This window comes from Helicobacter pylori, assembly GCF_006440215.1.
GTDB lineage: Bacteria > Campylobacterota > Campylobacteria > Campylobacterales > Helicobacteraceae > Helicobacter > Helicobacter pylori_CS.
Genome location: NZ_VEZH01000005.1, coordinates 25,360 through 47,146, shown reverse-complemented (window position 1 = coordinate 47,146; position 21,787 = coordinate 25,360). Strand labels below are relative to the sequence as shown.

The window sequence follows — 21,787 nt, the reverse complement described above, 5'->3', positions numbered from 1 at the left end:
GCTAATTTAGAGTAAAAATCGTATTCAAACTTTTTAAAAGGAGTTAGTCATGTCATTATTGGTGAATGATGAATGCATTGCATGCGATGCTTGCAGAGAAGAATGCCCTAGTGAGGCGATTGAAGAGGGCGATCCCATTTATAATATTGATCCAGACAGATGCACAGAGTGTTACGGGTATGATGATGAGCCTCGTTGCGTGAGCGTATGCCCTGTAGATGCGATTTTACCGGATCCTAACAATGCAGAGAGCAAAGAGGAATTGAAATACAAATACGAAAGCTTAAAAGAGCAAGATTAAAGGCTAGCAATGGCTAAAATCACAACCGTGATTGATATAGGCTCTAATTCAGTGCGTTTGGCTATCTTTAAAAAGACGAGCCAGTTTGGGTTTTACTTGCTTTTTGAGACCAAATCTAGAGTTAGGATTTCAGAGGGCTGTTATGCGTTTGATGGGGTTTTACAAGAAATCCCCATGCAAAGAGCCATTAAAGCCTTGAGCGAATTTAAAGAAATCGCCCTTAAATACAAAAGCAAAAAAATCTTATGCGTGGCGACCTCAGCGGTGCGCGATGCCCCTAATCGGCTGGAGTTTGTAGCGAGAGTGAAAAAGGCTTGCGGTTTGCAAATCAAAATCATTGACGGGCAAAAAGAAGCGCTCTATGGTGGGATTGCGTGCGCGAATTTGTTGCATAAAAATTCAGGGATCACGATAGATATTGGAGGGGGTAGCACGGAGTGCGCGTTGATTGAAAAGGGCAAGATTAAGGAACTCATCTCGCTTGATGTTGGCACGATTCGCATTAAAGAAATGTTTTTAGACAAAGACTTAGATGCCAAAACCGCTAAAGCCTTTATCCAAAAAGAGGTTTCTAAACTGCCCTTTAAGCATAAAAACGCTTTTGGGGTGGGAGGGACGATTAGGGCGTTGAGTAAGGTATTGATGAAACGCTTTGATTACCCTATTGATTCTTTGCATGGTTATGAAATAGATGCGCATAAAAATTTAGCGTTCATTGAAAAGATTGTTACGCTCAAAGAAGATCAATTACGGCTTTTGGGGGTGAATGAAGAGCGTTTGGATAGTATCAGGAGTGGGGCGTTGATTTTATTAGTCGTTTTGGAGCATTTAAAAACTTCTTTGATGATCACTAGTGGCGTAGGGGTGAGAGAGGGCGTGTTTTTAAGCGATTTATTACGCCACCATTACCACAAATTCCCCCCCAATATCAACCCCTCTCTCATCTCTTTAAAAGATCGCTTTTTGCCCCATGAAAAGCACAGCCAAAAGGTCAAAAAAGAATGCGTGAAATTGTTTGAAGTCTTATCGCCTTTGCATAAAATAGATGAAAAATACCTTTTCCATTTAAAGATTGCGGGGGAATTAGCGAGCATGGGTAAGATTTTAAGCGTCTATTTAGCCCACAAGCACAGCGCGTATTTTATTTTAAACGCTTTGAGTTATGGCTTTAGCCACCAGGATAGAGCGATCATTTGCTTATTGGCACAATTCAGCCATAAAAAAATCCCTAAAGACAACGCTATCGCTCACATGAGTGCGATGATGCCAAGCCTTTTAACCTTACAATGGCTGAGTTTTATCCTTTCTTTAGCCGAAAATCTGTGCCTAACAGACAGCCATCATCTAAAATACACGCTAGAAAAAAACAAGCTTGTGATCCATTCTAATGACGCGCTTTACTTGGCTAAAGAAATGCTCCCCAAACTCATTAAGCCCATTCCTTTGACGATAGAGTTTGCTTGAAAATAGCGATTGTCAGGCTTTCAGCGCTTGGGGATATTATCGTGAGCGCGGTGTTTTTAGCGGCGATTAAAGAGCGTTTTACTAACGCTCAAATAGAATGGTTTGTGGATGAAAGATTCAGCGCGATTTTAGAGCATTCCCCTTATATTGATAAATTACACCCCATCGCTTTAAAAAGCACTCTTACGACCTTTAACCCTTTGAAGATTTTCAAACTTTTTAAATCTTTAAGGGCTTATGAATACGATATCATCATTGACATGCAAGGCTTGATCAAATCCGCCCTCATCACTCAAATGTTAAAAGCCCCTAAAAAAGTCGGCTTTGATTGTGCTTCGGCTAGGGAGGGTTTGAGCGCGTTTTTTTATTCGCAAAAAGTTTCTATCGCTTATGATGAGCCTGTTTTAAAGCGCAATTTTACGCTCCTATTCCATGCCCTAAACTTGCCCAAAAAAGACATTTCAGAGAGCTTAAGCTCTAGATCTAAAGTGTTTTCTTACCAAGATTCTCCAAAAATCAATGCGTTAAATTTGAATCAAAATAAGCCAAAAATCCTTTTTGTTTTAGAAACTTCTAAAGTCAATAAAACTTACCCCACAGAGCGTTTTAAAGAGTTGGCGTTAGCGTTAGAAAATTTTCAAATTTGCTTGCTATGGCATGCTGATGAAGATAAGGCCACTGCGCTTTATGGCACTTTAAAAAACCAGCGCGATGTGTTATTGCTCCCCAAACTCACTTTAAACGAAATTAAGGCGTTGCTTTTTAAAATGGATTTGATTATTGGGGGCGATACGGGTATTACGCATTTAGCATGGGCGTTGCAAAAAGCTAGCATCACCCTTTATGGCAACACGCCCATGGAGCGTTTTAAATTAGAAAGCCCGATCAATGTTTCGCTCACCGGTAATTCAAACGCAAACTACCATAAGAAGGATTTTTCTATCCAAAACATAGATCCTAAAAAAATTAAAGAATGCGTTTTAAACATTTTAAAGGAAAAAGAATGACTTACAAAGAACGACTCATACACGAAAAAATATTAAACAAAGACGATAGGGGTTTGAAAACAGAACTGCGCATTTTGAGTGTTTTTATCGTGGAATCTTTAGCGAATATTCTAGGGTTTATTTTAGCCAAAATGCCTCATTTGTGGTTTTTAAGGTGTATCAAAGCTGTGGCGTGGCTCATGAAAACTTTTGATAAGCGCCGTTATTTTGACGCTAAAGCCAATTTGGATTTTGTGTTTGGAGATTCTAAAAGCGAAGAAGAGAAAAAAAGGATTATTAAAAAGGGTTATGAAAATTTTGCTTTCATTATTTTAGAAACCATTAGAGTGATTTTTATCCCTAAAGATGCATACGACGCTCGTTTCACGCTCATCAATGAAGAAAAGGTGTGGAAGTCTTTAAACAAGGAAGGCCAAGCGATCACTTTATGCATGCATTTTGGCTATTGGGAAGCGGTAGGCACGACTTTAGCGCAATATTATAAGGACTATGGTAGGGGGTGTTTGGGGCGTTTGACTAAATTTGCCCCTATCAATCACATGATCATGAGCCGGCGAGAAGCGTTTGGGGTGCGTTTTGTCAATAAAATAGGGGCGATGAAAGAACTCATTAAAATATATAATCAAGGCAATGGCCTTGTGGGGATTTTAGTGGATCAAAATGTCGTGCCTAAAGATGGGGTGGTGGTGAAATTCTTTGATAAAGACGCTACGCACACCACGATCGCTTCTATTTTATCGCGCCGCTACAATATAGACATCCAGCCGGTATTCATTGATTTTAATGACGATTATTCGCATTATACAGCGACTTATTATCCAAGTATCCGATCTCAAATCACCGATAACGCTGAAAACGATATTTTAGAATGCACGCAAGCCCAAGCGAGTTTGTGCGAAGAGGTGATTAGAAACCACCCGGAAAGTTATTTTTGGTTCCACAGGCGTTTTAAAAGCACCCACCCTGAAATTTATCAAAGATAGGGTTTTGTTTTAATTAAAAACTAAGGCCGCTTTTTTTAAAAAGTTATCGCTTGCTTTTTGCAAGTTCTTTGTCATTGATGGTAAAAAACGCTTTTTAGTATTTTTACATTCCATCATTCAATGAGAGAGGGAGTTGTATTCCTCCAAAAATTCTTTTTTAAAACTCAAAAACCGCTTTTCTAAAATGGCGTTTCTGGCGTTTTTAACCAGCTCTAAATAAAAATGCAAATTGTGCAAACTAGCCAAACGAGCGTAAGTGAGTTCTTTAGCCCTAAAGAGATGGTGCAAATAGGCTTTAGAATAGCGTTTGCAAGTATAACAGGTGCAATTTTCTTCAATAGGGGTATCATCGCATTTATAGGGCGCGTTTTTGATAGAAATTTTGCCAAAATGCGTGAAAAGGGTGGCGTTTCTGGCGTTTCTGGTGGGCATCACGCAATCAAACATATCCACCCCTAAACCGATAGCGTCTAGGATATTTTCAGGCGTGCCTACGCCCATCAAGTAGCGAGGCTTGTCTTTGGGGAGCAAGGGGGCGGTGTGCGCGATGGTTTCTAGCATTTCATTCACGCTTTCCCCCACCGCTAACCCGCCTATAGCATAGCCATCAAAACCCTCATGCGTTAATCCCACGCTGAGGCTGCGCATTTTCAAATGCGTCCCACCCTGGATAATGGCAAAAAGGTTGTTGTTGGGGCGGTTTTTTTGCTTGTGGTATTCTAGGCTAAGATTCGCCCATTTAGCGCTTCTTTTAATGGATTCTTCAAGGCGTTTTAAGGGAGCAGGCAAGCCCACTAAATCGTCTAAAACCATCATAATATCGCTATTTAAAGAATATTGAATGTCCAAAACTTTAGTGGGCGTGAATAAATGCTTGCTCCCATCAATATGGGATTTAAAAACAATCCCGTCTTCTTGCAACTTAACATTATCGCTCAAACTGAAGGCTTGAAACCCTCCGCTATCGGTTAAAAAACTCCCATGAAATTGAGCGAAACGATGCAAGCCCCCTAATTGTCCAACCACTTCCTCACCCGGTCTTAAATACATGTGATAGGTGTTGGCTAAAATGAGTTTAGCACCTAAAATTTCTTGCATGTCAGTAGCGTCTAAAGATTTGATGCAGCCTTGCGTGCCTACTGGCATAAAAACAGGCGTTGCCACTTGAGAATGGGCTAAATTTAAAAGACCAGCTCGTGCGTTATTGTCCGTCGCTTGGAGTTGAAAATCCATCGTTTAAGCCTTAATCTTTGGATATAATGGCGTAATCATTTTTTAGGAAGTTTGGAATTGAAAAAAATCGCCCTTATTTTAGATGGCATTGTAGCAAAAAATTTTTTAGACTTGGTGCTAAGGCATTATTCTAATCATAATTTTTATATAGTGGTTGTCAAAAATGAGAGCCTTATCCCTAAAAACTACCCAAGCACTTTCGCTTTTCATTGTTTTGATGCGACTTCTAGTTTTAGGCTTTTGCAAGTGTTAAACGATGAGGTGAGCGACGCGTTTTTAATCATACAAGATTTTAAAGAACAGCACATCATTCACAAAATCATTCAAACCCATTTCAAACGCATGCGCGTGGTTTTGGGCGTGAAAAGAGATGGTGAAAAAACTTTAGAAAATAATGAAGAAAATAAAGATGAAAAACTTATTTTAATTGATGAATTTGAAGTTTTAGCCAATAAATTCATTTCTCGTTTGCCCAATATCCCTAGCACCCCTAGAGAGTTTGGGTTAGGCAAGGGCGAGATCATGGAGATTGATGTGCCTTTTGGGAGTATTTTTGCTTACAGGCATATTGGCTCTATCAGGCAAAAAGAATACAGGATTGTGGGGCTTTATCGCAACGATGTTTTGTTGCTCTCCACTAAATCTTTGGTTATCCAACCACGAGACATTCTATTAGTGGCGGGTAATCCTGAAATTTTGAATGTGGTGTATCATCAAGTCAAAAGCAATGTGGGGCAGTTCCCAGCCCCCTTTGGTAAGAGCATTTATTTATACATTGATATGCGCTTACAAAGCCGAAAAGCGATGATGCGCGATGTGTATCAAGCCTTGTTTTTGCACAAACATTTAAAGAGCTACAAGCTCTACATTCAGGTTTTACACCCCACTAGCCCTAAGTTTTACCATAAATTTTTATCGCTAGAAACCGAAAGCATTGAAGTGAATTTTGATTTTTACGGGAAAAGTTTTATCCAAAAACTCCATGAAGACCACCAGAAAAAAATGGGCCTAATCGTGGTAGGCAGAGAGCTTTTTTTCTTGAAAAAACACCGAAGAGCCTTGTATAAAACAGCCACCCCGGTTTATAAAACCAACACTTCCGGCTTGTCTAAAACCTCTCAAAGCGTGGTGGTATTGAATGAAAGCTTGGATATCAATGAGGACATGTCTTCAGTGATCTTTGATGTGTCTATGCAAATGGATTTGGGCTTGTTGCTCTATGATTTTGACCCTAACAAGCGCTATAAAAACGAGATTGTCAATCATTACGAAAATTTAGCCAACACGCTCAACCGCAAGATTGAGATTTTTCAAACCGATATTAGAAATCCTATCATGTATCTCAATTCTTTAAGAAATCCCATTTTGCATTTCATGCCTTTTGAAGAGTGTATCACGCACACGCGCTTTTGGTGGTTTTTATCCACTAAAGTGGAAAAATTAGCGTTTTTAAACGATGATAACCCTCAAATTTTTATCCCTATAGCGGAGTGAAAGAATGCAAGAAATTTTAATCCCCTTAAAAGAAAAAAGCTATAAAGTGTTTTTGGGGGAATTGCCCAAAATGGAATTGAAACAAAAAGTGCTCATCATTAGCGATAGCATCGTGGCCGGGCTGCATTTATCGTATTTATTAGAGCGCTTGAAAGCCTTAGAAGTGAGAGTGTGCGTGATAGAGTCCGGGGAAAAATACAAGAATTTTAATTCATTAGAGCGCATTTTAAACAACGCCTTTGAAATGCAATTAAACCGCCATTCTTTAATGATAGCCCTTGGTGGGGGAGTGATAAGCGATATGGTGGGGTTTGCTAGCAGTATTTATTTTAGGGGGATTGATTTTATTAATATCCCTACGACTTTGCTCGCTCAAGTGGATGCGAGCGTGGGGGGGAAAACAGGGATCAATACGCCTTATGGCAAGAATTTAATCGGATCGTTTTACCAGCCTAAAGCGGTTTATATTGATCTGACTTTTTTAAAAACCCTTGAAAAAAGGGAATTTCAAGCAGGGGTTGCTGAAATCATTAAAATGGCGGTGTGTTTTGATAAAAACCTGGTAGAAATATTAGAAACAAAGGATTTAAAAGATTGTTTAGAAGAAGTGGTTTTTCAAAGCGTTAGTATCAAAGCTCAAGTTATTATGCAAGATGAAAAAGAGCAAAATATCAGGGCTGGGCTCAATTACGGGCATACCTTTGGGCATGCGATAGAAAAAGAGACTGATTACGAGCGATTTTTGCATGGCGAAGCGATCGCTATTGGCATGCGCATGGCTAATGATTTAGCCCTTTCTTTAGGCATGCTCACTTTAAAAGAATACGAACGCATAGAAAATTTATTGAAAAAATTTGGTTTGATATTCAATTACCAAATCCTTGATCTTCAAAAATTTTACGAACGCTTGTTTTTAGACAAAAAAAGCGAGAACCAAACCCTAAAATTCATTCTGCCTAAAGGCGTTGGAGCGTTTGAGATTGCCTCTCATATCCCTAAAGAAACGATCATAAAGGTGTTAGAAAAATGGCATTAAGGGTATTATTATTCTTTTGTTTTTTGTTTTTACAAGCAGAAGATAAAAGCCAAGAGCTATTGTCCATACAAAAACAAATGGCTTTGGTGGATAAAAAACTCGCCAAAGACGATAACGTGTGGTTGAAAAAATTTGAAAACTACAAGATTTACAACCAAATTTATACCGAAAAAGAGAGCGTGAGGCAGGAATTAAGGCGTTTAAAAAACAAAAAAAGCAAGGATTTATTAAAGATTAGCACCTTAGAGCATACCTTAAAGGCTTTAGAGTCCCAGCAAAAAATGTTTGAAAGCTATGGGGTCAATCCTTTTAAGGATTTGATAGAGCGCCCCAATATCCCCAATATCCCTAATATCGCTAACCCTATTGCGATCATTGATGGCATTTCTTTCATTAAGAGCATGCGTTTAAAGCATGAAAATCTTAAAAATAACCAGACTTCTTTAGGAGAAGTTTTAAAGCTTTTAGATCAAAAACACCAGCTTTTAAATCAGTGGCACGCTTTGGATAAAAGCGCGAAATTAAGCGATGAGATTTATCAAACTCAAGCCAAACGCTTAGAATTGCAAGGGGCTCAAAACATTCTAAAAACCACGATCGGGATTTTCCAAAAAGACAGTGATGAAGCTATAAGCATTGTCAAATCTCAAGTTAAAAACCAGCTTTTTAAATTGGTTTATGTGTTTTTAGCGGCCCTTTTGAGCGTGGTGTTTGCGTGGATTTTAAAGATCATTTCCAGTAAATACATTGAAAATAATGAGCGCGTCTATACCGTGAATAAAGCCATTAACTTCGTGAATGTGAGCGTGATCATTTTAATCTTTCTTTTTTCTTATTTGGAAAACGTTACTTACTTGGTAACGGTTTTAGGCTTTGCGAGCGCGGGTTTAGCGATTGCGATGAAAGACTTGTTCATGAGCTTGCTCGGGTGGTTTATTATTTTGATTGGGGGGAGCGTGCATGTGGGCGATAGGGTGCGTATCGCTAAGGGGACGGATATTTTTATTGGCGATGTGCTAGATATTTCTATGTTGCACATTACGATTTTAGAAGATGTAACCTTTACCACTTACACGAACAACAGGAGAGCGGGCCGGATTATTTTTGTGCCTAATAATTATATTTTCACCACCATGTTTGCTAATTACAGCCATTTTGGGATGAAAACGGTTTGGGATGGCGTGGATTTTTGCGTTACATTTGATTCTGATTTTAAAAAAGCTTCTAAAATTGCGCTCAACATCGCTACAGAATTGTCTAAAGAATACACGGATATTACCTATAAACAGCTCAATAAAATGCGCGACCGGTATTCTTTAAGGAGTTTGAGTGTGAAGCCTCGATGCTTTTTGATGCCTGAAAATAACGGGATAAAAATCTCGGTGTGGTATCAAACCAATTCGTATGCGACCATGTCTTTAAGGAGCAAGATTGTGGCTGAAATCGTTGAAGCTTTTTTGAAAGAAGAAAATATCCATATCGCTTATACGACCAGCAAGCTGCTTAAAGTGGATGCTGATTTTCTAGGTGATGGCTTTGGGAATAAAAGGGAACAAAAATGAAAAAAGTCTATTTCAAAACTTTTGGGTGCAGGACGAATCTTTTTGACACGCAAGTGATGGGCGAGAATTTGAAGGATTTTAGCGCGACCTTAGAAGAACAAGAAGCCGATATTATTATCATCAATTCTTGCACCGTAACCAATGGGGCCGATAGCGCAGTAAGGAGTTACGCTAAAAAAATGGCGCGATTAAATAAGGAAGTGCTATTCACTGGTTGTGGGGTGAAAACTCAAGGCAAAGAGCTTTTTGAAAAAGGGTTTTTAAAGGGCGTTTTTGGGCATGACAATAAAGAAAAGATTAACGCGCTTTTACAAGAAAAAAAGCGTTTTTTTATAGACGACAATTTAGAAAACAAGCACTTAGACACCACGATGGTGAGCGAGTTTGTGGGAAAAACTAGGGCGTTTATCAAGATCCAAGAGGGCTGTGATTTTGATTGCAATTATTGCATTATCCCAAGCGTGAGAGGGAGGGCTAGGAGTTTTGAAGAGAGGAAAATTTTAGAGCAAGTGGGCCTTTTATGCTCTAAAGGGGTTCAAGAAGTGGTTTTAACCGGCACCAATGTGGGGAGCTATGGGAAAGATAGAAGAAGCAATATCGCAAGGTTGATTAAAAAATTAAGCCAGATTGCTGGATTAAAACGCATAAGGATTGGGAGCTTAGAGCCTAATCAAATCAACGATGAATTTTTAGAGCTTTTAGAAGAGGATTTTTTAGAAAAACATTTGCATATCGCTTTACAGCACAGCCATGATTTCATGCTAGAGAGGATGAACAGAAGAAACCGCACTAAAAGCGATAGGGAATTATTAGAGGTAATCGCTTCTAAGAATTTTGCTATTGGCACGGATTTTATTGTAGGGCATCCGGGCGAGAGCAAAAGCGTTTTTGAAGAAGCGTTTAAAAATTTAGAAAGCTTGCCTTTAACGCACATCCACCCTTTTATTTACAGCAAACGAAAAGGCACCCCCTCTAGCTTGATGACAGATAGCGTGATCTTTGAAGATTCTAAAAAGCGTTTGAATGCGATTAAAGATTTGATTTTGCATAAAAATAAGGCGTTCAGGCTATTGCAACTCAAGCTCAATACGCCCCTAAAAGCCTTAGTGGAAGTGCAAAAAGACGGCGAATTTAAAGCCTTAGATCAATTCTTTAACCCCATTAAAATCAAAAGCGATAAGCCTTTAAGGGCCAGTTTTTTAGAAATCAAAGAGTATGAAATTAAGGAGAGGGAAAACCATGCCGTTTTCTAAATTTTTAGAAAACCTCACCGCTCCCTTTAAACGCATCAAAAACCGCTCGCTTGTTTTGGCGTTAGGGTTTTTGATCCTTACTTTTTGTTTGCTTCTTTTTTTAATTTTAAGCGATGTTTCTAGGCTCATATCGGGTAAGGACTTTTTTTATGTGATCCAATCCCACCCTAAGCAAACTCTAATTGAAGATGAAAATTATTTTTATGCTAACAAGGGTCTTTATAAAACCAACAAAGAAGCCTTTTTAAGGGTTTATAAAATCCCAGAAAGCATGCCCATAGAAAGACGAGAAAATTTAAGCAAGGGTTCTAAAATGAATTTAGCGTTGCTTTTTTTCATTTCTAGCATGCTTTTTGGGATCTTTTGGCGTTTGCCCAAACGATTGGACACTAAAATGAGTTTAGAGAGTGCGACTAAAAACGAATTAGAAAATGCATTCCAGCGATACGATGCGCTAGGGGTGCGTTTTGAAGATATTGCAGGGGTGGATGAAGTCAAAGAAGAATTACTAGAAGTGATAGATTATTTAAAAAACCCTAAAAAATACCAGGATTTAGGGATTTTTCTCCCTAAAGGCGTGCTTTTAATCGGGCCTCCTGGAGTGGGGAAAACCATGATCGCTAAAGCCTTAGCGAGTGAAGCCAGAGTACCGTTTTTTTATGAAAGCGGGAGCGCGTTTTCTCAAATTTATGTGGGGGCTGGGGCTAAAAAAGTGCATGAACTTTTCATGCATGCTAAAAGGCATGCCCCCTCTATTATTTTTATTGATGAAATTGACGCTTTGGGTAAGGCTAGGGGAGGGCATAGGAGCGATGAAAGAGAGGCCACGCTCAATCAGCTTTTAACCGAAATGGATGGGTTTTTACAAAACGATGAGGTGGTGGTGATAGGAGCGACTAACCAAATGGAAGTGATGGATGAAGCGCTATTAAGGAGCAAGCGTTTTGATCGGCGTATTTTCATTTCTTTACCGGATTTACTAGAAAGACAAAGCATTTTAGAAAAGCTGTTAGAAAACAAAAAGCATGCACTCAATTACCTTAAGATCGCTAAAATTTGCGTGGGTTTTAGTGGGGCGATGTTAGCGACTTTAATCAATGAAAGCGCTCTAAACGCCCTCAAACACCAACGAACCGAAATCACTGAGAACGACATTTTAGAAGTGAAAGACAAGATCGCTTACGGCAAGAAAAAGCCCCAAACCTTAGACGAAAACCAAAAGGAATTAGTCGCTTTGTATCAAAGCGCGAAAGCCTTGAGTGCATATTGGCTAGAAATTGAATTTGATAAAGCGCCTTTATTGGGGGAATTTATCGCTTTTAATGAAAATAAAATCCACAGCGAGAGCGAGATTAAAAATTACATTAAAGTGTATTTGAGCGGGACGATTATTTTAGAGTTGCTTTATAAGGAGCGTTATAGTTTGTCCAAACAAGACTTGCAAAAAGCGAAATTTTTGAACGAATTTATGGCTGGTGAGCTTCTTTTAGCCCCTACAAAAGAGTCTTTAAGCGTTCTTTATGAAGAGCAACTGGAGTTTTTAAAGCCACAAATTGCAGCTTGCAAGCGCTTGAGCGCTCTATTATTAGAGCAAGAATATTTAGAACATTCTCATTTGCATGATTTTTTGAACGGGTGAAAATGTGTTTTTTTAGTGGTTTTGGGTTCATTAATGAAAGCGTTTTGTTTGAAGAGTGGCTTTTAAAAGGGGCTTATGATGTGTCAGGCTTTTCTATGGGGGCGATTAAGGCGATAGAATACGCTTATAATGAAGTCTTACAACAGCGGCGCATCAATTCTTTGTTATTGTTTTCGCCTTGCATGTTAGCGCATAAGAGTTTGGCGTTCAAACGCTTGCAACTTTCTTCGTTTCAAAAAGACCCGCAAAGCTACATGGATAACTTTTATCAAGCCGTGGGCTTGAGCGCTCAATTGGAGCGTTTTAAAAAAATGGGTTCTTTAGAAGAATTAGAATTTTTATTGAATTACAAGTATAGTGATTCTATAATTAGACTTTTATTAGAAAAAGGCGTGAAGATTGAAGTGTTTATCGGGTTAAAAGACAGGATCACTGACATTCAAGCCCTTTTAGAATTTTTTATGCCCTTAGTTCAAGTGTGGCAGTTTAAGGATTGCAACCATTTGTTGCAAAAATCTTAAAAAAGGTGGAAGATGAAAAAATTTGGTTTAGGGGTGTATTTGCTTCTTTTAGGTATTTTGGGCGGCTCTTTGATCATTTTAGGAGCGATAGTCGCACCCATTGTTTTCAAAGCTTCAAGCATTTTGCCTGAATTGAATCTAACTCCCTTTGAGAGCGGGAAACTCATGGCGCAAATCTTTGTGCGTTTCAATTATGTTTTAGGCGCGATCGGTTTTGTGGTGTTACTTTATGAAATCATTTCGTTTATTTATTATAAAAGATCGTTAGTGTATTTGATCCTTGGCGTGGCGATAGGGGCGTTGTGTTTGCTCTTTGTTTTTTATTACACGCCTTATATTTTAAACGCTCAAAAAGCGGGCGAAGCCGTGCTTCAAAGCGCTGAATTTGCCCGCTCGCACGCTCAAAGCGAATGGCTGTTTAAGGAATTGTTTGTGCTGGTGTGCGCTTTGTTTTTTTGGCGTTTGCTTGGAAAAAATGCACTTTAATCTATTTGATTTAATCAAATGATGGAGTTTTTGGCTACTATCTAGGAAATGAGAGGGTAGCATTTAATGAAAAAGTTTAAAAAGAAACCAAAAAGTATCAAACGATCGCATCAAAAAACAATCTTAAAGCGTCCTTTATGGCTTGCACCTTTATTAATCGGTGGGTTTGCTAGTGGGGTGTATGCTGATGGAACAGACATTTTGGGGCTTAGTTGGGGGGAAAAAAGCCAAAAGGTATGCGTGCATCGTCCATGGTATGCTGTATGGCGTTGCGATAAATGGGAGAAAAAAACACAACAATACACAGGAAACCAACTCATCACAAAAGCTTGGGCAGGGGGTAATGCGGCTAATTACTACCACACTCAAAACAACCAAAATATTACAGCCAATTTAAAAAATGATAACGGCACTTATTTTTTAAGCGGTCTGTATAACTACACCGGAGGGGAAAATAATGGGGGGAATTTAAATATTGAATTAGGCAATAACGCTACTTTTGATTTGGGCGCTCATAGTGGGAATAGCTTCACTTCTTGGTATCCTAATGGGCATACTAATATTACTTTTAGCGCTGGGACTATCAATGTGAATAACAGCGTAGAAGTGGGCAATCGTGTGGGATCGGGAGCTGGCACGCACACCGGCATAGCCACTTTAAACTTGAACGCTAATAAGGTTACTATCAATTCCAATATCAGCGCGTTTAAAACTTCGCAAGTGAATATAGGCAACGCTAACAGCACTATTACCATCGGTTCGGTTTCTTTAAGTGGGGATACTTGCAGTTCTTTAGCTAGTGTGGGCGTAGGGGCTAATTGCTCCACTGCAGGGCCTAGCTATTCTTTTAAAGGGACGACTAACGCTACGAATACGGCTTTTAATAATGCAAACGGCAGTTTCACTTTTGAAGAGAACGCCACTTTTAGCGGGGCGAAATGGAATGGGGGGGCATTCACTTTCAATAAAGAGTTTAAAGCCACCAATAACACCGCCTTTAATAGCGGTAGTTTTAATTTTAAAGGTGCAAGTTCCTTTAATGGTGCTTCGTTTAGTAACGCTTCCTATACTTTTAACAATCGAGCCACTTTCCAAAACAGCTCCTTTAATGGGGGGACTTTTACTTTCAATAACCAGACCAATCAAAGCGCTCAGCACCCCCAAATTCAAAACAGCTCTTTTAGTGGTAACGCTACCACTCTTAATGGTTCTGCGACTTTTGAGCAAGCCTTTAACAATTCAAACCACCAACTAACGATCCAAAACGCTTCCTTTAATAACGCTAATTTCAACAATACCGGTAAAATCACCATTAATGGGAGCGCGAGTTTTAACAGCACGACATTCAACACTTCTGTTGATACAAACAACATGAGTGTTACCGGTAGCGTTACTCTAAGCGGTAAGAATGACTTGAACAATGGCTCAACCCTTGATTTTGGGAGTTCTAAAATCACTCTCGCTCAAGGGACAACTTTCAACCTCACAAGTTTAGGCAGTGAGAAGAGCGTAACGATTTTAAATTCTAGCGGTGGGATCACTTATAATCATCTTTTAAACCATGCAATCAACAGCCTAACAAACGCCTTAAAAACGAACGAAAGCCCTTCAAAGCCACAAAGTTTCGCTCAAGGTTTGTGGGAGATGATCACTTACAATGGGATTACCGGGCAGCTTTTGAGCAAAAACGCTGCAACATCTAAACCCACTGACTCTTCGCCCTCTAAATCCTCTACAAACCCTACGCAAGTCTATCAAGTGGGCTACAAAATAGGGGATACTATCTACAAACTGCAAGAAACTTTTGGCCCTAATTCCATTATCATCCAAGCTTTAGAGAGCGGGACTTACACGCCACCCCTTGTCATTAACGGCTCCAAATTTGACTTATCCGCTTCAAATTATATCAATGCTGACATGCCTTGGTATGATCATAAATATTACATCCCAAAATCCCAAAATTTTACAGAGAGCGGGACCTATTACTTGCCGAGCGTTCAAATATGGGGGAGTTATACTAACTCGTTTAAGCAAACCTTTAGTGCGAGTGGTAGTAATCTGGTGATTGGGTATAACTCAACATGGACTGATCATAATGTTTCTTCTAGCGGCACGGTGTCTTTTGGGGACACTTCAGGGAGCGCTCTTAACGGGCATTGCGGGCCTTGGCCCTATTACCAATGCACAGGCACGACTAATGGCACTTATAGCGCTTATCATGTGTATATCACAGCGAATCTGCGTTCTGGCAATCGTATAGGCACGGGTGGGGCAGCCAATCTGGTCTTTAATGGAATAGATAGCGTCAATATCGCTAACGCTACCATCACGCAACATAACGCTGGGATTTATTCAAGCTCTATGACTTTTTCCACGCAAAGCATGGATAGTTCGCAGAATTTGAAAGATCTAAACGCTAACGGCACGCTTTTGGTGTATGGCACCACTTTCACTAACCAAGCCAAAGACGGGAAATTTATTTTCAATGCAGGGCAAGCCACTTTTGAAAACACCAACTTTAATGGAGGGAGTTACCAATTCAATGGCGATAGCTTGAATTTTTCAAACAACAACCAGTTCAATAGCGGTTCGTTTGAGATTAGCACAAAAAACGCTTCGTTCAATAACGCTAACTTTAACAACAGCGCTTCTTTTAATTTCAATAATTCTAGCGCGACCACTTCGTTTGTGGGGGATTTCACTAACGCTCATTCAAATTTGCAAATCGCCGGGAACGCTGTTTTTGGGAACTCTACCAATAGTGATGGCTCTCAAAATAACGCTAATTTCAACAATACCGGCTCTGTGAATATTTCAGGGAATGCAACCTTTGATAATGTGGTGTTTAATAGCCCTACGAACACGAGCGTGAAAGGGAAAGTTACTCTCAATAATATCACTTTAAAAAACCTGAACGCCCCTTTGTCTTTTGGCGATGGGACAATCACTTTTAACGCTCATTCTGTTATTAATATTGATGAAGCTATTACTAATGGCAACCCTATCACCCTTGTAAGCTCTTCTAAAGAAATTGAATACAACAACGCTTTCAGTAAAAATTTATGGCAGCTCATCAACTACCAAGGGCATGGAGCAAGTAGTGAAAAGCTCGTCTCTAGCGTAGGTAATGGCGTTTATGATGTGGTGTATTCTTTCAATAACCAAACCTATAATTTCCAAGAGATTTTTTCACCCAACAGCATTTCTATCCGGCGTTTGGGTGTTGGCATGGTGTTTGATTATATGGATATGGAAAAATCGGATCATTTATATTATAAAGATGTTGTCGGTTTTATGACCTACATGCCTAATAGTTATAACAATAATTTAGGGAATTCAAACAACACCATTTACTATTACGACAAGAGCATTGATTTTTATGCGAGCGGGAAAACTTTATTCACTAAAGCGGAATTTTCTCAAACATTCACCGGGCAAAACAGCACGATCGTTTTTGGGGCTAAAAATATATGGACAAATGCGAGCGATGCACCGCAGTCTAATGCCATCATTCGCTTTGGGGACAATAAGGGGGCAGGGAGTAATGATGCGAGCGGGCATTGCTGGAATTTGCAATGCATAGGCTTTATCACAGGGCATTATGAAGCGCAAAAGATTTACATCACCGGCAGTATTGAAAGCGGGAATCGCATTTCTAGCGGTGGGGGTGCAAGCCTTAATTTTAACGGGCTTCAAGGCATTCTTTTAACGAACGCGACTTTGTATAACCGCGCCGCTGGGACGCAAAGCTCTTCTATGAATTTTGTCTCTAACAGCGCGAACATTCAGGCTCAAAACTCCTATTTTATAGACGATACCGCGCAAAATAAAGGCAACCCTAATTTTAGTTTCAACGCTTTGAATCTGGATTTTTCTAACAGCTCTTTTAGAGGCTATGTGGGGACAACGCAATCTGTTTTTAAATTCAATGCCGTTAATGCGATCAGTTTCACCAACAGCACGAATTTAAGCTCTGGTTTGTATCAAATGCAAGCTAAAAGCGTGTTGTTTGACAATTCCAATTTAAGCGTTTCAGTGGGGACAAGCAGTATTAAAGCCAATGCGATCAATCTTTCTCAAAACGCCTTTATCAATGCGAGCAACCATTCAACCTTAGAACTTCAAGGCGATTTGAATGTGAACGACACCAGCTCGCTCAACCTCAACCAAAGCACCATTAATGTTTCCAATAACGCCGCAATCAACGATTATGCGAGCTTGGTTGTGAATGATGGCTCTCGCCTTAATTTTAACGGAGCGGTCAATTTCAATTCAGCGAATACCACTACGAGTTTGAATCATTCCTCTATCGTGTTTAAGGGAGCGATCTCTTTAGGAGGGCAGTTTAATTTAAGCAATAACTCTTCTTTAGATTTTCAAGGCTCTAGCGCTATTACTTCTAACACGGCGTTTAATTTCTATGATAACGCTTTTTCTCAAAGCCCCATCACTTTCCATCAAACCCTTGACATTAAAGCGCCCTTGAGTTTGGGAGGCAATCTCTTAAACCCTAACAACAGCAGCGTGTTGAATTTAAAAAACAGCCAACTTGTTTTTAGCGATCAAGGGAGTTTGAATATCGCTAACATTGATTTACTAAGCGATCTAAACGATAATAAAAATCGTGTGTATAACATCATTCAAGCGGGTATGAGTAGTAATTGGTATGAGCGTATCAACTTCTTTGGCATGCGTATCAATGATGGGATCTATGACGCTATCAACCAAACTTATAGTTTCACTAACCCTCTCAATAACGCCCTAAAAATCACCGAGAGCTTTAAAGACAACCAACTAAGCGTTACGCTCTCTCAAATCCCGGGTATTAAAAACACGCTTTATAACATTGGCTCTGAAGTCTTTAACTACCAAAAAGTTTATAACAACGCTAACGGCGTGTATTCTTATAGCGATGATGCAGAAGGCGTGTTTTATCTCACCAGCAATGTGAAAGGCTATTACAATCCCAACCAATCCTATCAAGCTAACGGCAGCAATAACACCACGAAAAATAATGATCTAACCTCTGAGTCTTCTGTCATCTCGCAAACCTATAACGCGCAAGGCAACCCTATTAGCGCGTTGCACATCTATAACAAGGGCTATAATTTCAATAATATCAAAGCACTAGGGCAAATGGCTCTCAAACTCTACCCTGAAATCAAAAAGATATTAGGGAATGGTTTTTCGCTCTCAAGTTTGAGCGATCTAAACTCTGATGCGCTAAATGAGCTTGTTAAACTCATCACGCCTAACGATTGGAAAAACATTAACGCATTTATTGATAATGCAAACAATTCGGTGGTGCAAAATTTCAATAACGGCGCTTTGATTGTGGGAGCGACTAAAATAGGGCAAACAGACACCAATAGCGCGGTTGTTTTTGGGGGCTTGGGCTATCAAACACCTTGTGATTATACTGATATTGTGTGCCAAAAATTTAGAGGCACTTATTTAGGGCAGCTTTTAGAGTCTAGCTCGGCTGATTTGGGCTATATTGACACGACTTTTAACGCTAAAGAAATTTATCTTACCGGCACTTTAGGGAGCGGGAACGCATGGGGGACTGGGGGGAGCGCGAGCGTAACTTTTAACAGCCAAACTTCGCTCATTCTCAACCAAGCGAATATCGTAAGCTCGCAAACCGATGGGATTTTTAGCATGCTGGGTCAAGAGGGTATTAATAAGGTTTTCAATCAAGCCGGGCTAGCTAATATTTTGGGCGAAGTGGCGGTGCAATCCATTAATAAAGCTGGGGGATTAGGGAATTTGATAGTAAATACGCTAGGGAGTAATAGCGTGATCGGGGGGTATTTAACGCCTGAACAAAAAAATCAAACCCTAAGCCAGCTTTTGGGGCAGAATAATTTTGATAATCTCATGAACGATAGCGGTTTGAACACGGCGATTAAGGATTTGATCAGACAAAAATTAGGCTTTTGGACCGGGCTAGTGGGGGGATTAGCCGGACTAGGGGGCATTGATTTGCAAAACCCTGAAAAGCTTATAGGGAGCATGTCCATCAATGATTTATTGAGTAAAAAAGGGTTGTTCAATCAGATTACCGGCTTTATTTCCGCTAACGATATAGGGCAAGTCATAAGCGTGATGTTGCAAGATATTGTCAAACCGAGCAACGCTTTACAAAACGATGTAGTGGCTTTAGGCAAGCAAATGATTGGCGAATTTTTAGGCCAAGACACGCTCAATTCTTTAGAAAGCTTGTTGCAAAACCAGCAGATTAAAAGCGTTTTAGACAAAATCCTAGCGGCTAAAGGTTTAGGGTCTATTTATGAACAAGGTTTGGGGGATTTGATCCCTAATTTTGGTAAAAAGGGGCTTTTCGCTCCCTATGGCTTGAGTCAAGTGTGGCAAAAAGGGGATTTTAGTTTCAACGCGCAAGGCAATGTTTTTGTGCAAAATTCCACTTTCTCTAACGCTAATGGAGGCACGCTCTCTTTTAACGCAGGGAATTCGCTCATTTTTGCCGGAAACAATCATATCGCTTTCACTAACCATTTTGGAACGCTTCAATTATTGTCTAATCAAGTTTCTAACATTAATATCACTACGCTTGATGCCAGCAACGGCCTTAAGATTAATGCCGGTAGTAACAATATTTCTGTGTCTCAAGGCAATCTGTTTATCAACGCTAGTTGCGCGCAACAAAGCGATCCAACTACAGCTAACGCTACAAACCCTTGCGCGCTTAGCGCCCAAAGCGCAAATGGCACTTCTTCTAGTAATGCGTCAAATAACGCGCCAATCGCCTTGAACAATAACGATGAGAGCTTGATGGTTACGGCGAATGATTTCAATTTTTCAGGCAATATTTACGCTAACGGGGTGGTTGATTTTTCAAAGATTAAAGGCTCTGCAAACATTAAAAACCTGTATCTTTACAATAACGCTCAATTCCAAGCCAACAACCTCACGATTTCCAACCAAGCGGTGTTAGAGAAAAACGCCAGCTTTGTAACGAATAACTTAAACATTCAAGGAGCGTTTAACAACAACGCCACGCAAAAAATAGAGGTGCTTCAAAATTTAGTAATCGCTTCAAACGCTTCTTTAAGTACCGGGATTTATGGGTTAGAAGTAGGGGGGGCTTTGAATCATTTTGGAGCGATACATTTTAATTTAGAAAATTCTCAAACGCCTGTAAATCCGCTCATTCAAGCGGAGGGGATCATTAACCTCAACACCACCCAAACGCCTTTTATAAATGTCAATAACAGCATGGCCAATAACACGACTTACACTTTATTAAAAAGCAGCCGTTACATTGATTACAATATCAACCCTAACAGCTTGCAATCGTATTTGAAGCTCTATACCTTAATCAATATCAACGGGAACCACATAGAGGAAAAAAACGGCGTATTGACTTATTTGGGCCAACGGGTTTTATTACAAGATAAGGGGTTATTATTGAGCGTAGCACTGCCTAACTCAAACAACGCCCATCAAAACAACATTTTAAGCCTTTCTGTCCTTTATAACCAGGTTAAAATGTCTTACGGCAATAAAGCGATGGACTTTACCCCCCCTACCTTACAAGATTACATTGCGGGCATTCAAGGGCAAAGCGCGCTCAATCAAATTGAAGCTGTTGGGGGGAACGCTATCAAGTGGCTTTCAACATTGATGATGGAGACTAAAGAAAACCCGCTTTTTGCGCCGATTTATTTAAAAAACCACTCTTTGAATGAAGTCTTAGGCGTGGCTAAAGATCTTCAAAACACCGCAAGCTTGATTTCTAACCCTAATTTTAGGGATAACGCTACCAACCTTTTAGAATTGGCGAGTTACACCCAACAAACCAGCCGTTTAACCAAACTCTCTGATTTTAGGGCTAGAGAGGGAGAGTCTGATTTTTCTTTGTTAGAGCTTAAAAACAAGCGTTTCAGCGATCCTAACCCTGGAGAGGTTTTTGTCAAATATTCACAACTTAGCAAACACCCCAATAACCTTTGGGTTCAAGGGATTGGGGGAGCGAGCTTTATTTCTGGGGGCAATGGCACGCTTTATGGCTTGAATGCGGGCTATGATCGGTTAATTAAAAATGTGATCCTTGGGGGTTATGTGGCTTATGGGTATAGCGGTTTTAATGGGAATATCATGCATTCTTTGGCTAATAATGTGGATGTGGGGATGTATGCGAGGGCTTTTTTAAAAAGGAACGAATTCACTTTGAGCGCGAATGAAACTTATGGAGGCAATGCAAATAATATCAATTCTTCTAACTCCTTGCTTTCTGTGTTGAACCAACGCTATAGTTATAACACCTGGACAACGAGCGTGAATGGGAATTACGGCTATGATTTCATGTTCAAACAAAAAAGCGTGGTGTTAAAACCTCAAGTGGGCTTGAGCTATCATTTTATAGGCTTGAGCGGGATGAAAGGCAAAATGAATGATGCCGCTTACAAACAATTTCTCATGCATTCAAACCCCTCTAACGAATCGGTTTTAACGCTCAACATGGGGTTGGAGAGCCGTAAATATTTTGGTCAAAATTCCTATTATTTTGTAACGGCGAGATTGGGTAGGGATCTTTTGATCAAATCTAAAGGCGGTAATACGGTGCGTTTTGTGGGCGAAAACACTTTATTGTATCGCAAGGGGGAAGTTTTCAACACTTTTGCGAGCGTGATCACAGGAGGCGAAATGCATTTGTGGCGTTTGATGTATGTGAATGTGGGGGTGGGGCTTAAGATGGGCTTGCAATACCAAGATATTAATATAACCGGGAATGTGGGCATGCGAGTGGCGTTTTAGCTTTTTTGCTATAATGCTTCGTTCAAA

Annotated in this window: 13 protein-coding genes; 12 read left to right on the top strand and 1 reads right to left on the bottom strand. The window is 39.9% G+C overall.

Features of this window, described 5'->3' with window-relative positions; all coding sequences use genetic code 11:
* The first annotated feature begins 49 nt into the window (after window positions 1-49).
* The 4 genes from FIM44_RS03385 to FIM44_RS03370 are packed head-to-tail and all read left to right on the top strand — an operon-like array spanning window position 50 to window position 3,755.
* Entirely contained in the window at window positions 50-301 is a 252-nt protein-coding gene (locus FIM44_RS03385; RefSeq protein WP_000055470.1) for a YfhL family 4Fe-4S dicluster ferredoxin, read from the top strand.
* Window positions 302-310: 9 nt separating this feature from the next.
* The gene (locus tag FIM44_RS03380) at window positions 311-1,765 is read left to right on the top strand and encodes a Ppx/GppA family phosphatase (protein WP_140579090.1); all 1,455 of its coding nucleotides are present in this window, start codon (window positions 311-313) and stop codon (window positions 1,763-1,765) included.
* Window positions 1,762-2,772, top strand: a complete 1,011-nt coding sequence (waaC, locus tag FIM44_RS03375; RefSeq protein ID WP_140579089.1) for a lipopolysaccharide heptosyltransferase I — start codon at window positions 1,762-1,764, stop codon at window positions 2,770-2,772. The genes FIM44_RS03380 and waaC overlap by 4 nt, the downstream gene beginning before the upstream one ends.
* On the top strand, window positions 2,769-3,755 hold the full coding sequence (locus FIM44_RS03370; RefSeq protein ID WP_140579088.1) for a lipid A biosynthesis lauroyl acyltransferase: 987 nt from the start codon (window positions 2,769-2,771) through the stop codon (window positions 3,753-3,755). Before waaC ends, FIM44_RS03370 begins: the two co-directional genes overlap by 4 nt.
* A 117-nt stretch (window positions 3,756-3,872) precedes the next feature.
* Here FIM44_RS03370 and tgt read toward each other — a convergent pair whose 3' ends face one another.
* Entirely contained in the window at window positions 3,873-4,988 is a 1,116-nt protein-coding gene (tgt, locus tag FIM44_RS03365; protein ID WP_140579087.1) for a tRNA guanosine(34) transglycosylase Tgt, read from the bottom strand.
* 57 nt (window positions 4,989-5,045) lie between these two features.
* On the opposite strand from tgt, the gene FIM44_RS03360 reads away from it, so the two are divergent.
* From FIM44_RS03360 to imaA, 8 genes are all read left to right on the top strand, one after another.
* The gene (locus FIM44_RS03360) at window positions 5,046-6,482 is read left to right on the top strand and encodes a COG3400 family protein (protein WP_194147430.1); all 1,437 of its coding nucleotides are present in this window, start codon (window positions 5,046-5,048) and stop codon (window positions 6,480-6,482) included.
* A 4-nt stretch (window positions 6,483-6,486) separates the two neighbouring features.
* Window positions 6,487-7,518: a 3-dehydroquinate synthase gene (gene aroB, locus FIM44_RS03355; RefSeq protein WP_140579086.1), complete on the top strand. Its 1,032-nt coding sequence runs from the start codon at window positions 6,487-6,489 to the stop codon at window positions 7,516-7,518.
* A complete protein-coding gene (locus FIM44_RS03350; protein ID WP_140579085.1) occupies window positions 7,509-9,080 on the top strand; it encodes a mechanosensitive ion channel family protein in 1,572 nt (523 codons plus the stop codon). The genes aroB and FIM44_RS03350 overlap by 10 nt, the downstream gene beginning before the upstream one ends.
* Entirely contained in the window at window positions 9,077-10,333 is a 1,257-nt protein-coding gene (gene mtaB / locus FIM44_RS03345) for a tRNA (N(6)-L-threonylcarbamoyladenosine(37)-C(2))-methylthiotransferase MtaB (protein ID WP_140579084.1), read from the top strand. The genes FIM44_RS03350 and mtaB overlap by 4 nt, the downstream gene beginning before the upstream one ends.
* Window positions 10,320-11,972, top strand: a complete 1,653-nt coding sequence (locus FIM44_RS03340) for an AAA family ATPase (protein WP_140579083.1) — start codon at window positions 10,320-10,322, stop codon at window positions 11,970-11,972. Before mtaB ends, FIM44_RS03340 begins: the two co-directional genes overlap by 14 nt.
* 2 nt (window positions 11,973-11,974) lie before the next feature.
* On the top strand, window positions 11,975-12,493 hold the full coding sequence (gene bioV / locus FIM44_RS03335; RefSeq protein ID WP_140579082.1) for a pimeloyl-ACP methyl ester esterase BioV: 519 nt from the start codon (window positions 11,975-11,977) through the stop codon (window positions 12,491-12,493).
* A 12-nt stretch (window positions 12,494-12,505) separates the two neighbouring features.
* On the top strand, window positions 12,506-12,979 hold the full coding sequence (locus FIM44_RS03330) for a DUF4149 domain-containing protein (protein ID WP_000713336.1): 474 nt from the start codon (window positions 12,506-12,508) through the stop codon (window positions 12,977-12,979).
* Window positions 12,980-13,045: 66 nt separating this feature from the next.
* A complete protein-coding gene (gene imaA, locus FIM44_RS03325) occupies window positions 13,046-21,760 on the top strand; it encodes an immunomodulatory autotransporter protein ImaA (RefSeq protein ID WP_140579081.1) in 8,715 nt (2,904 codons plus the stop codon).
* Window positions 21,761-21,787 lie beyond the last annotated feature (27 nt).